We start from the raw sequence: 12,526 nt of genomic DNA, 5'->3' as shown, positions 1-12,526 counted from the left end.
ACTAAATTACTTCATTTGATTTTTTGGAAAATCTCACTTTCTTACCATCTTCCATCTTGTAACCAACACGGGTAGTATCACCCTTTTTATCGATTAAAGATAAGTTGGAAATATGGATAGGTGCTTCCTTTTTCACTATTCCTCCTTGTGGGTTCGCTGCACTTGGCTTCTCATGTTTAGAAACCATGTTCAAACCTTCCACAATTGCCTTGTTCTTCTCGCGGATAATGCGTTGAACTTTTCCCTCTTGACCTTTATGATCTCCAGCGATAATTCTTACTGTATCTCCTGATTTTATTTTAAGCTTTGTCATTTTATAATGTATTAAAGCACCTCTGGTGCTAATGATACAATCTTCATGAATTGCTTATCACGAAGCTCACGGGCTACAGGTCCGAATACACGTGTTCCGCGCATTTCACCGGCTGGGTTTAAAAGAACACATGCATTATCATCAAAACGAATGTAAGATCCGTCTGGTCTGCGTACTTCTTTCTTGGTACGAACAACAACTGCTGTTGAAACCGCACCTTTCTTAATGTTTCCATTAGGTGTAGCTTCTTTAACACTGACAACTATCTTGTCTCCAACAGAAGCGTATCTTCTTTTTGTACCCCCTAATACTCTAATGGTCAAAACTTCTTTTGCCCCGGTATTGTCTGCTACTCTTAATCTAGACTCTTGTTGTACCATTTTTACTTAGCTCTTTCAATTATTTCTACTAGTCTCCAACATTTAGATTTACTCAATGGACGTGTTTCCATTATTTTTACAGTATCTCCAATGTTGCAGTCATTTGTCTCGTCGTGTGCCACATACTTCTTCGTTTTTAAAACGAACTTTCCATACATGGGGTGTTTTACCTTTTTTACTTCAGCAACCACGATTGATTTCGTCATTTTGTTACTGGTAACTACACCTATACGTTCTTTTCTTAAATTTCTTTTTTCCATCTTTCAGCAGAATAACACTAATTATTGTTGTTCTCTTTTTGTTAACTCTGTAGCAATCCTCGCTATAGATCTTCTTACAGCACGTAACTGTATTGGGTTCTCTAATGGCGAAACTGCGTGAGCCATTTTTAAATCTGAATATGCTTTCCTAGTTTTAGCTAGTTCTTCTTGTAGTTCTGCTGGAGATAATTCTCTTACTTCTGATTGTTTCATAACGTCTCTTAATTAAGCTTGATAATCTCTAGCCACAATAAACTTAGTTTTAACTGGAAGCTTTTGAGCTGCTAGACGCAATGCCTCTTTTGCAACATCATAAGGAACACCACCTATTTCAAATAGTATTCTTCCTGGCTTCACAACTGCTGCCCAATATTCTACAGCACCTTTACCTTTACCCATACGTACTTCAAGAGGCTTTTTTGTAATAGGCTTATCTGGAAATATTTTAATCCATAATGAACCTTCTCTTTTCATAAAACGAGTAGCGGCGATACGAGCTGCTTCTATTTGACGCGCAGTAAGGAAATTAGAATCTAGTGACTTGATTCCGAATGTACCGTTTGAAAGTCTGTGCCCTCTTTGAGAGTTTCCTTTCATACGGCCTTTCTGCATCTTGCGATATTTTGTTCTTTTAGGCTGTAACATTTTTCTTTACTTTAAAAAATTACTTTCTACGACGTGATTTGTTGTTACCACCTCGTGCGGCTCCTCCGGTTTTTCCTCCTTGCTTCTTGGACATTCCAACTAGCGGAGAAAGTTCTCTTTTACCGTAAACCTCACCTTTCATGATCCACACTTTAACACCTAATCTACCGTAAGTAGTATGTGCCTCAACTAAAGCATAGTCAATATCGGCTCTAAAAGTTGATAATGGAATTCTTCCATCTTTGTAAGCTTCAGAACGTGCCATTTCAGCACCGTTCAATCTACCAGAAATCTGTACTTTAATACCCTCAGCATTCATTCTCATTGCAGCTGCGATGGCCATCTTAATTGCACGACGGTAAGAGATACGATTCTCTATTTGTCTTGCAATGCTTGAACCAACTAAGTGAGCATCTAATTCAGGTCTCTTAATTTCAAAGATGTTTATTTGAACTTCCTTATCGGTAATTTTCTTAAGCTCTTCTTTCAACTTGTCTACCTCTTGTCCACCTTTCCCAATAATAATACCAGGTCTAGCAGTAGTGATAGTAACGGTTACAAGTTTAAGGGTACGCTCGATAATTACCCTAGATACACTCGCTTTAGATAAACGAGCATGGATGTATTTTCTAATCTTATCGTCTTCGGCTAATTTATCGCCGTAGTCATTTCCTCCGTACCAGTTGGATTCCCATCCTCTAATGATACCAAGGCGATTCCCGATTGGATTTGTTTTCTGTCCCATACTCTTCTTAGCTTTGTGTATTATTGATAGCCCCAAGCACTAATGTAACGTGGTTGGAACGTTTTCTAATTCTATGTGCGCGACCTTGTGGAGCAGGACGTAGTCTTTTCAACATACTTCCTCCATCAACGCGAATCTCTTTTACAAACAATTCAGCATCTTCGATACTTGCATCTTCATTTTTCGCTTGCCAGTTAGCTATTGCAGAAAGCAATAACTTCTCTAATTTGCGAGATGCATCCTTAGAACTGAATTTCAAAATTTGAAGCGCTTTTTCTACTCTTACACCACGTACTAAATCTGCGACCAAACGCATCTTTCTTGGCGAGGTAGGGCAGTTATTCAGTTTTGCAAAAGCTATTGATTTCTTAGCTTCTTTTGTTTGCTCTGCTTTTTCTCTTTTACGAACTCCCATAGCTTCAATTATCTTTTACCTTTGTTTTTCGCACCAGCGTGACCTCTAAAAGATCTAGTCGGTGAGAATTCTCCTAATTTATGACCTACCATGTTTTCTGTTACATAAACCGGAACAAATTGTTTCCCGTTGTGCACAGCGATAGTTTGCCCTACGAAATCTGGCGTAATCATAGAAGCTCTAGACCAAGTCTTGATAACTGCTTTTTTACCAGATTCTACATTTAGAGAAATCTTTTTATCTAATTTATAATGAACGAAAGGTCCTTTTTTTAATGAACGTGCCATATCTTATTATTTCTTTCTACGTTCTACAATATACTTATTACTCGCCTTCGTTTTAGATCTGGTTCTGTAACCTTTAGCAGGTAAACCTTTTCTAGAACGTGGATGACCTCCTGAAGATTTACCTTCACCACCACCCATTGGGTGATCTACTGGGTTCATCACAACCGGTCTTGTACGCGGTCTTCTACCCAACCATCTGCTTCTACCAGCTTTACCAGAAACGATAAGCTGATGATCACTGTTGGATATAGCACCAATAGTTGCCATACATGTTACAAGCACTCTTCTAATCTCTCCTGAAGGAAGCTTGATGGTAGCATATCTACCTTCTCTAGCAACTAACTGAGCAAAAGCACCTGCACTACGAGCCATAACAGCTCCTTGTCCAGGACGTAATTCGATACAAGAAATAATAGTACCCAATGGAATACTTGAAAGCGGCATACAGTTACCAATTTCAGGAGCCGCAGCTTCTGCGTCTGAAATGATGTTCTGACCTACTTGCAACCCATTTTGAGCAACAACATATCTTTTTTCACCATCTTGATAATTCAATAAAGCGATAAAAGCCGTTCTATTTGGATCATATTCTATAGTCGCAACTGTAGCAGGAACTCCATGCTTGTCACGCTTAAAGTCTATAACTCTGTAACGTTTTTTATGACCACCACCTTTATAGCGCATGGTCATTTTTCCTTGACTGTTTCTACCACCTGACTTTTTAATCGGAGCCAATAAACTTTTCTCCGGCTTATCAGTAGTAATGGCGTCAAATCCATTAACTACTCTAAATCGCTGACCAGGGGTGATTGGTTTTAATTTTCTAACTGACATTTTTTAATCTTAGAGATTACTATACAAATCAATAGTTTCACCTTCCGCCACCTGTACATATGCTTTTTTAAAAGCACTTGTTTTACCAGTGATCACTCCCGTTTTTGTATAACGAGATTTACGATCTGGACGGACATTAACTGTGCGAACTTTAGTAACTGAAACACCATAAGCAGACTCAACCGCTTCTTTAATTTCAATCTTATTCGCCCTGTTATTTACAACAAAAGAAAAGCGGTTATTCAACTCGCTATCTGCTGTCGCTTTTTCAGTAATAATAGGTTTTATTAAGATACTCATAGTGCTTATTTACTTAAATTCGACTCAATTCCTTCTAAAGACCCCTCTACAAACACAATATTATTTGCATTTAGTATTTTGTAAGTACTTAATTCCGAAGCACTTACAACTTCAGAGCCCTTTAAATTGCGTGACGACAAATATACATTTTTATTTGACTCACCCAACACTATTAAAGACTTTTTATCCTGAATACCAAGACCTTTCAAAACATCGATAAAGTTTTTGGTCTTTGGAGTATCGAATTGAAAATCTTCAACAACGATGATTGCCTTGTCATTTGCTTTAAGAGATAAAGCAGATTTTCTAGCCAATCTTTTTAAATTTTTGTTCAATTTAAATCCGTAGTTTCTAGGACGCGGACCGAATACACGACCTCCACCTCTAAAAACAGGAGATTTAATACTACCAGCACGAGCTGTACCAGTTCCTTTTTGCTTCTTAATCTTACGGGTACTACCTGTAATTTCCGCACGCTCTTTAGCTTTGTGCGTTCCTTGACGTTGGTTAGCCAAGTATTGTTTTACATCAAGATAAACCGCGTGATTATTAGGCTCTATTGCAAAAACAGCATCAGAAAGACTCGCCTTTCTACCTGTTTCTTTTCCTTTAATATCTACTACTGCTATTTCCATTACTTCTCAATGATTACATAAGAGTTGTTATGACCTGGAATACTTCCTTTGATCACTAGTAGATTTTTATCAGCTACCACTTTTAAAACTCTCAAGTTTTCTAATTTCACTTTTTCACCTCCCATACGGCCAGCCATACGCATTCCTTTGAATACTCTCGCAGGATATGACGCTGCACCAATAGAACCTGGAGCTCTTAATCGGTTGTGCTGTCCGTGGGTTGCTTGTCCAACTCCACCAAAACCGTGTCTTTTTACAACACCTTGGAAACCTTTACCTTTACTTATTCCTGAAACGTCAACAAACTCGCCTTCAATGAAATGTTCAACAGTAATGCTATCACCTAATTTGTGCTCTCCTTCAAATCCCTTGAATTCAACGACTTTGCGCATTGCTACGGCTCCGGCTTTTTTAGCGTGCCCAGTGGCAGCTTTATTAGCAGTCTTTTTGTCATCGAAACCAAGTTGAAGTGCTTCGTACCCGTCAACCTCTTTGGTTCTGACTTGGGTAATTACGCAAGGACCTGCTTGTACAACGGTACATGGAATGTTCTTTCCATTCTCATCGAAAATGCTGGTCATGCCTATTTTCTTTCCTATTAACCCAGACATAATTATTATTATTAAATTATTTATTAAAAATATTCAGGATTGAAAATACTTCCAATCCTGAATGTATTTTTCCGTTTTTCCCTTGACTACTGCGCAGGACATGTATTTGAAAGACTTAACTTTCTAAAGGCGTTAATAACTTTGTTCTCCTACTTATTAATAATTAAACAAGAAGACTAAATTATCACACTTTAATTTCCACCTCTACTCCGCTAGGTAATTCTAACTTCATTAAAGCATCGATAGTTTTAGATGAAGAACTATAGATGTCCAACAATCTTTTGTAAGAGCTTAATTGAAATTGTTCTCTAGCTTTTTTGTTCACGTGTGGAGAACGCAATACAGTAAAGATTTTTTTATGTGTAGGCAACGGGATTGGTCCTGTTACCACAGCGCCCGTAGTTTTTACGGTCTTTACAATCTTCTCAGCAGATTTATCTACTAAGTTATGATCGTAGGATTTTAATTTTATTCTGATTTTCTGACTCATATCCCTAATATTATTCGTTTGTTCCCTTAGCTGCTTTAATAACCGACTCTGAAATGTTAGAAGGTGTTTCAGCATAGTGAGAAAATTCCATTGTAGAAGTTGCTCTACCAGAAGACAATGTTCTTAATGTTGTTACATATCCAAACATTTCAGAAAGCGGAACTTCAGCTTTAATAACTTTAGCTCCAGATCTGTCAGACATGTCATTAACCTGTCCTCTTCTTCTGTTCAAATCTCCTACGATATCTCCCATGTTCTCCTCTGGAGTAACTACTTCAACCTTCATTATTGGCTCAAGGATTACAGCTCCTGCTTTCTTAGCAGCTACTTTGTACCCCATTTTTGCAGCCAATTCGAATGAAAGTTGATCAGAATCCACAGGGTGGAAAGATCCATCTTTCAATTCAACTTTTAAAGAGTCCATTTTAAAACCAGCCAAAGGACCGTTTTTCATAGCTTCTTTAAAACCTTTTTCAACAGATGGGATGAATTCTTTAGGAATACGTCCACCTTTTACAGAGTCGATAAATTGTAGACCCGGACCTTTAAAGTCCTCATCTGCAGGAGACATCTCAAATACGATATCACCAAATTTACCACGACCACCAGATTGCTTCTTATAAACTTCTCTATGATCTGCAGTTCTAGTAATAGTCTCTTTGTACTCTACCTGAGGTTGACCTTCGTTAACTTCAACTTTGAATTCTCTTTTCAAACGATCTACAAGAATCTCAAGGTGTAATTCACCCATTCCTGAAATAATAGTCTGTCCTGAAGCTTCATCAGTCTTAACTTGGAAAGTTGGATCTTCTTCAGCTAATTTAGCTAAAGCCATACCCATTTTATCAACATCAGCTTTTGTCTTAGGCTCTACAGCGATACCAATTACCGGCGCAGGGAAAGACATAGATTCTAATATAATTGGATGTTTTTCATCGGTAAGCGTATCTCCGGTTTTAATATCTTTAAAACCAACAGCAGCTCCAATATCTCCAGCTTCAATTCTATCAATAGGCTCCTGCTTGTTAGAGTGCATTTGATAGATACGTGAGATACGTTCTTTTTTACCGGAACGGTTATTCAATACATAAGAACCAGCATCCAAAGCTCCAGAGTAAACTCTAAAGAATGCTAAACGACCAACGAAAGGATCGGTAGCAATTTTAAATGCTAAAGCAGAAAACGGAGAGTCCACATTAGGCTTACGAGATTCTTCTTCTTCTGTATCTGGGTTCATACCAATAATAGCATCAACATCCACAGGAGATGGTAAATAACGCATAACTGCATCCAACATCATTTGAACACCTTTATTTTTGAAGGCAGAACCACACATCATTGGAATGATAGACATATCGATAGTTGCAGCTCTAAGCGCAGCAATAATCTCATCTTCAGTAATAGAAGCTTCATCTTCAAAGAATTTCTCCATCAAAGCTTCATCGTATTCAGCAACCGCTTCAACTAATAAAGTTCTATACTTATTTACATCGTCCATCAATTCAGCTGGAATATCTATGGTTTCATAGGTCATTCCAAAATCTTCTTCATTCCAAACGATAGCTGTTTTAGATATTAAATCTACAACACCTTTAAAATCATTTTCCTCACCAATTGGTATTTGCAAAGGCACTGGGTTTCCACCTAGCATCTCTCTTACCTGGTTACAAACATTAAAGAAGTCAGATCCCTGACGGTCCATTTTGTTTACAAATCCTAAACGAGGAACTCTATATTTATCAGCTTGTCTCCAAACAGTTTCAGACTGAGGCTCAACACCATCAACCGCACTGAATAAAGCAACCATACCATCTAATACACGTAAAGAACGCTCTACCTCTACGGTAAAATCTACGTGACCAGGAGTATCAATAATATTTACTGTAAACTCTTGATTTCTATAATTCCACTTACAATGAGTAGCAGCAGAAGTAATTGTAATACCTCTTTCCTGCTCTTGCTCCATCCAGTCCATAGTAGCAGCACCGTCATGAACTTCTCCAATCTTGTGGCTTACACCTGTATAAAACAAGATACGCTCTGTAGTAGTGGTTTTACCAGCATCAATATGCGCAGCAATACCTATATTTCTTGTGAATTTTAAATCTCTTTGTGCCATTTTTTTAGAATCTAAAGTGAGAGAATGCTTTGTTAGCTTCAGCCATTTTATGAGTATCTACACGTTTTTTAACGGCAGCCCCTTCTTCTTTGGCAGCAGATATGATTTCTCCGGCTAATTTCTGAGCCATTGATTTCTCATTACGCTTTCTAGAATAAGAGATCAACCACTTCATTGCAGTTGAAACTTTTCTGTCTGGTCTAATTTGCATTGGAATTTGAAATGTAGCACCACCAACTCGTCTACTTCTTACTTCAACGTGTGGCATTACATTAGAAAGGGCATCTTTCCAAATTTCCAAGGCTGATTTCTCATCATCTTGTTTTTTCTCTTCTACGATTGCAATCGCATCGTAAAACACTTTAAAGGAAACTGATTTCTTACCATCCCACATCATCATGTTAACAAAACGAGTTACTAACTGATCATTGAATTTTGGATCTGGTAAAATAGGCCGCCTTTTTGGCTGTCTTTTTCTCATGTCTTTACATTAAAAGTTTTTAATTACTTCTTAGGGCGTTTTGCTCCGTATTTAGATCTACGCTGAGTTCTCCCTTCAACACCTGCGGTATCTAAGGCACCACGAACGATGTGGTATCTAACTCCTGGCAAATCTTTTACCCTTCCGCCTCTAACCAATACTATCGAGTGCTCTTGTAGATTGTGACCTTCTCCAGGGATGTAGGCGTTCACTTCTTTTCCATTAGTCAACCTTACCCTTGCAACTTTACGCATTGCAGAGTTAGGTTTCTTAGGAGTAGTTGTGTAAACACGCGTACAAACACCTCTTCTTTGAGGGCACGATTCCAAAGCAGCCGATTTACTCTTCTTGGTTATTTTGGCTCTTCCTTTTCGTACTAATTGTGAAATTGTTGGCATAATTTCTCTTACACTAATTATTGTTAAAAATTACCTCCCTATTTTTTAGGGTCTGCAAAGGTAGAATAAAAAACGAAAGATTCAAATGATAATTCATTAATTTTCAATGGAGTTTGCGAATTTGACTCAAGCTTTAATTAATCACAAAGCACATTTGCCTAATTAAAAAGAAAAAATAGCCCAATTATAAAAAATCTGGCATTTAAAAAAATAAAAAATGCACATTTTCAAGAATAGCAAATCATAAAATTTAATCTGTTTATCAACCGATTAACTGAAATTGTTAACATTAATTTAAAATAGATTCAACATTTTAGCATTAAACATTTGGATTGTTAACCTTTAATTATGATTTTTGGCGCTGGCTAATTCAAACAAATTAAACAATGAAAACAAAATTTAGTGGAATTTTAACGCTAATATTAGCGTTTGTCGTGCAACTAACCTTTGCACAAGGACAGCCGGTAACGGGAACCGTTACCGATGAAGATGGTTTACCGCTCCCCGGGGTAAATATTCTTGTTAAGGGTACATCAACTGGAGTACAATCCGATTTTGACGGGAATTACTCAATTCAGGCTTCTCAAGGAGATGTTTTAGTATTTTCTTTCATCGGGCTACAGAAAGCTGAATACCCAGTGGGGGCTTCAAAAACTTTAAATGTAACTCTTAAAGCAGACGCTGCCCAACTAGACGAAGTAGTTGTTACTGCTTTAGGTATTAAAAGAGAGAAAAAATCTCTTGGATATGCTACCCAAGAAGTAGACGGTTCAGAAGTTTCTGACGTTCCAACTTCAAACTTTATGAACTCACTTTCAGGAAAAGTAGCTGGTTTAAACATTAAATCCTCTGGTACAATTGGAGGTTCTTCCAACGTTGTAATTAGAGGTAACGCTTCTATTACCGGTAATAACCAAGCGTTGTTTGTCGTTGACGGAACACCAATTAGCAACGCGAACACAAACGGAAGCAATCAGCAAGCAGGTAGAGGAGGATATGACTACGGGAATGCTGCTGCAGACATCAATCCAAACAACATTGCATCTATTAACGTATTAAAAGGTGCGGCAGCAACAGCATTATACGGTGCAAGAGCTGCGAATGGAGTTGTAATTATCGAAACTAAAAAAGGGAATAAAGGGAAAGGTATAGGAGTATCTGTAAACTCTTCTATAATGATTTCTAACGTCGATAAAGAAACTTTACCAGTTTATCAAAATGAGTATGGTGCTGGGTACGGTGCTTACTACGAGTCTGAAGATGGCTATTTTAATTTATATGATGTTGATGGAGACGGTACATTAGATGAGACTACTCCATTCACAGAGGATGCTTCTTTTGGAGGAAAGTTTGACCCTAACAGATTGATCTACCAGTGGAATTCAATCTACCCGCAATTAACAGATACTTATCAAGTTGCAACACCTTGGGTAGCCGCTGAGCACACACCAAATGATATCTGGGAAACCGGTTATACTGCAATCAATTCTGTAGCCTTAGATGGTGGATCAGATACGGGATCTTTTAGATTATCTGCAAATAACATGTTACAGGAAGGTAACTTGCCAAATAGTGAAATCAAAAGAAACACTATTACTTTTAGTGCTACCCAAGATTTAACTGATAAGTTTGGTGCTTCTGCTAATATTACTTATACCAAAACAGATGGTAAAGGTAGATATGGAACAGGATATTCTTCTGGAAACCCAATGCAACAGTTTAGACAATGGTTTCAAACCAATGTTGATTTATACGAGCAAAGAGATGCTTACTTCGCTACTGGAGAAAACATAACTTGGAACCCAAATAGCCCATCTGATTTATCACCTATCTATTCAGACAACCCATATTGGACTAGATACGAGAATTATGAAACTGATACTAGAAACCGTTATTTCGGAAATCTAAATCTTAACTATGAGATTAATGACATTTTTAGTGTTGTTGGTAGATTCTCTTTTGATACCTACGATGAATTACAAGAAGAACGTATCAATGTTGGAAGTGCAGATGTAGCTAGCTACTCAAGATTTAATAACAGAGTTGCAGAATATAACTACGATTTAATATTAAACTTCAATAAAGACCTTACAGAAGATTTGAATCTAGATGGAAATATTGGAGGAAACCTTAGAAGAAACCAACGTAACTACATTCAGGCCGCTACTAATGGTGGATTGAATAAGCCAGGTTTCTATGCATTAAGCAATAGCGCTGGTCCATTATTAGCTCCAACCGAAGTTGAATATACTTCTATGGTTGACGGTGTTTACGCACGTGCTGGTTTAGGTTTCAAAAACACATATTTTGTAGAGGGTACAATTAGAAGAGATAGATCTTCTACTTTACCAATGGACAACAATACTTTCTACTATCCATCTGTATCTACTAGTATCTTATTATCTAACGTATTCGAAGCAGATTGGCTAAACTTTGCTAAATTAAGAGCTAACTATGCAGAAGTTGGTAATGACACGAATCCTTACAACGTATTCAATACTTATGTTGTTAACCCTGGTTTTGCAGGTTCAGGTAGTGCAAGTAACGGTAGTAGCCTTAAAAATTTAAACTTAACGGCGGAAACTTCAAAATCTTACGAAGTTGGATTAGAAGCGAATTTCTTTGATAAAAGATTTGGTTTTGATGTATCTTACTACAGAACCAGAACATACGATCAAATTACACCGGTACCAGTATCAAATGCAACTGGATTCGACACGAAACTTTTAAATGCAGGAACTGTTCAAAATAAAGGTTTAGAAGTATTATTGAACATCAACCCTATTAGAACTGAAGACTTCAACTGGAACATGACTATTAACTGGTCTAAAAATGAGAATGAAGTTATTGAGTTAACTGATGGAATTGACAACCTAGAATTAGCATCGCTTCAAGGTGGTATCTCTATTAATGCTGCACCTGGTCAACCTTATGGTGCAATTAGAGGAACAGATTACATATATGATGACAATGGAAATAAAATAGTTGGATCTAACGGATATTACTTAAAATCTTCAACTAGTAACGAAATAATCGGAAACATCCAACCAGATTGGACAGGTGGTATTTCTAACAACTTCCAATACAAGAATGTTAGCTTAAATTTCTTAATCGATGTTCAGCAAGGTGGTGATATCTTCTCACTTGATACATGGTACGGTTTCGCTACTGGTATGTATGATCGTAGCGTTGGTACTAATGAATTAGGAAACCCAATAAGAAATTCTATCGCTAATGGTGGTGGGGTAATTCTTCCTGGTGTAACTGCAGATGGGCAACCTAACACTGTAAGAGCAAGAACCGATTATTACGCTAACCCTTACGGATATGCCAGAGATGCAAATAAAGGTCACGTTTATGACGCATCTTTCGTTAAATTAAGAGAGGCAGGACTTACTTACAATTTTGGAGATAACGTTCTTGACGCTCTACCTTTTACTAATGCATCTATCTCTTTAATAGGTAGAAACCTATGGATTATCCATAAAAACATACCTTACTCTGATCCTGAAGCAGGATTAAGTTCGGGGAATGTTCAAGGATACCAATCAGGAGCCTATCCAACTGCGAGAGAAATTGGAGCTAGTGTGAAATTTAACTTTTAATAATAGAA

At 37.5% G+C, this 12,526-nt stretch carries 17 protein-coding genes; 1 reads left to right on the top strand and 16 read right to left on the bottom strand.

Going from position 1 to position 12,526, the window contains the following annotated elements; translation table 11 throughout:
* Position 1: 1 nt before the first annotated feature.
* From rplX to rpsL, 16 genes are all read right to left on the bottom strand, one after another.
* Entirely contained in the window at positions 2-313 is a 312-nt protein-coding gene (gene rplX / locus L1I30_RS11405; protein ID WP_236134423.1) for a 50S ribosomal protein L24, read from the bottom strand.
* 11 nt (positions 314-324) lie between these two features.
* Positions 325-693 carry a 50S ribosomal protein L14 gene (rplN, locus tag L1I30_RS11400; protein WP_139065752.1) on the bottom strand — a complete coding sequence of 123 codons (369 nt, stop codon included), beginning with the start codon at positions 691-693 and terminating at the stop codon, positions 325-327.
* Positions 694-695: 2 nt separating this feature from the next.
* Positions 696-953, bottom strand: a complete 258-nt coding sequence (gene rpsQ / locus L1I30_RS11395; RefSeq protein ID WP_236134422.1) for a 30S ribosomal protein S17 — start codon at positions 951-953, stop codon at positions 696-698.
* Positions 954-974: 21 nt separating this feature from the next.
* The gene (rpmC, locus tag L1I30_RS11390) at positions 975-1,166 is read right to left on the bottom strand and encodes a 50S ribosomal protein L29 (RefSeq protein ID WP_236134421.1); all 192 of its coding nucleotides are present in this window, start codon (positions 1,164-1,166) and stop codon (positions 975-977) included.
* A gap of 12 nt (positions 1,167-1,178) precedes the next feature.
* Positions 1,179-1,598: a 50S ribosomal protein L16 gene (rplP, locus tag L1I30_RS11385; protein ID WP_236134420.1), complete on the bottom strand. Its 420-nt coding sequence runs from the start codon at positions 1,596-1,598 to the stop codon at positions 1,179-1,181.
* A 19-nt stretch (positions 1,599-1,617) separates the two neighbouring features.
* A complete protein-coding gene (gene rpsC, locus L1I30_RS11380) occupies positions 1,618-2,343 on the bottom strand; it encodes a 30S ribosomal protein S3 (RefSeq protein WP_236134419.1) in 726 nt (241 codons plus the stop codon).
* 7 nt (positions 2,344-2,350) lie between these two features.
* The gene (rplV, locus tag L1I30_RS11375; protein WP_236134418.1) at positions 2,351-2,758 is read right to left on the bottom strand and encodes a 50S ribosomal protein L22; all 408 of its coding nucleotides are present in this window, start codon (positions 2,756-2,758) and stop codon (positions 2,351-2,353) included.
* Between the two features lie 8 nt (positions 2,759-2,766).
* On the bottom strand, positions 2,767-3,045 hold the full coding sequence (rpsS, locus tag L1I30_RS11370; RefSeq protein ID WP_236134417.1) for a 30S ribosomal protein S19: 279 nt from the start codon (positions 3,043-3,045) through the stop codon (positions 2,767-2,769).
* Positions 3,046-3,051: 6 nt separating this feature from the next.
* Positions 3,052-3,879, bottom strand: coding sequence for a 50S ribosomal protein L2 (gene rplB, locus L1I30_RS11365; RefSeq protein WP_236134416.1), 828 nt, complete (start codon positions 3,877-3,879; stop codon positions 3,052-3,054).
* A 9-nt stretch (positions 3,880-3,888) separates the two neighbouring features.
* The gene (gene rplW, locus L1I30_RS11360; RefSeq protein WP_236134415.1) at positions 3,889-4,179 is read right to left on the bottom strand and encodes a 50S ribosomal protein L23; all 291 of its coding nucleotides are present in this window, start codon (positions 4,177-4,179) and stop codon (positions 3,889-3,891) included.
* Positions 4,180-4,184: 5 nt separating this feature from the next.
* Complete coding sequence (rplD, locus tag L1I30_RS11355) at positions 4,185-4,814, bottom strand: 50S ribosomal protein L4 (RefSeq protein WP_236134414.1); 630 nt, start codon at positions 4,812-4,814, stop codon at positions 4,185-4,187.
* On the bottom strand, positions 4,814-5,425 hold the full coding sequence (rplC, locus tag L1I30_RS11350; RefSeq protein ID WP_236134413.1) for a 50S ribosomal protein L3: 612 nt from the start codon (positions 5,423-5,425) through the stop codon (positions 4,814-4,816). The genes rplD and rplC overlap by 1 nt, the downstream gene beginning before the upstream one ends.
* 184 nt (positions 5,426-5,609) lie before the next feature.
* A complete protein-coding gene (gene rpsJ, locus L1I30_RS11345) occupies positions 5,610-5,915 on the bottom strand; it encodes a 30S ribosomal protein S10 (RefSeq protein WP_010230113.1) in 306 nt (101 codons plus the stop codon).
* A 10-nt stretch (positions 5,916-5,925) separates the two neighbouring features.
* Positions 5,926-8,034, bottom strand: coding sequence for an elongation factor G (gene fusA, locus L1I30_RS11340; protein WP_236134412.1), 2,109 nt, complete (start codon positions 8,032-8,034; stop codon positions 5,926-5,928).
* A 4-nt stretch (positions 8,035-8,038) separates the two neighbouring features.
* On the bottom strand, positions 8,039-8,515 hold the full coding sequence (gene rpsG, locus L1I30_RS11335; protein WP_236134411.1) for a 30S ribosomal protein S7: 477 nt from the start codon (positions 8,513-8,515) through the stop codon (positions 8,039-8,041).
* 23 nt (positions 8,516-8,538) lie between these two features.
* The gene (gene rpsL, locus L1I30_RS11330; RefSeq protein WP_144959384.1) at positions 8,539-8,913 is read right to left on the bottom strand and encodes a 30S ribosomal protein S12; all 375 of its coding nucleotides are present in this window, start codon (positions 8,911-8,913) and stop codon (positions 8,539-8,541) included.
* Between the two features lie 386 nt (positions 8,914-9,299).
* On the opposite strand from rpsL, the gene L1I30_RS11325 reads away from it, so the two are divergent.
* Positions 9,300-12,518, top strand: coding sequence for a SusC/RagA family TonB-linked outer membrane protein (locus L1I30_RS11325; RefSeq protein WP_236134410.1), 3,219 nt, complete (start codon positions 9,300-9,302; stop codon positions 12,516-12,518).
* Positions 12,519-12,526 lie beyond the last annotated feature (8 nt).

It is taken from the genome of Gillisia lutea (assembly GCF_021568705.1).
GTDB classification, from domain to species: Bacteria; Bacteroidota; Bacteroidia; order Flavobacteriales; family Flavobacteriaceae; genus Gillisia; species Gillisia lutea.
Note: the sequence above shows the minus strand (reverse complement) of the source record. Positions and strands in the feature narration are given on the sequence as shown.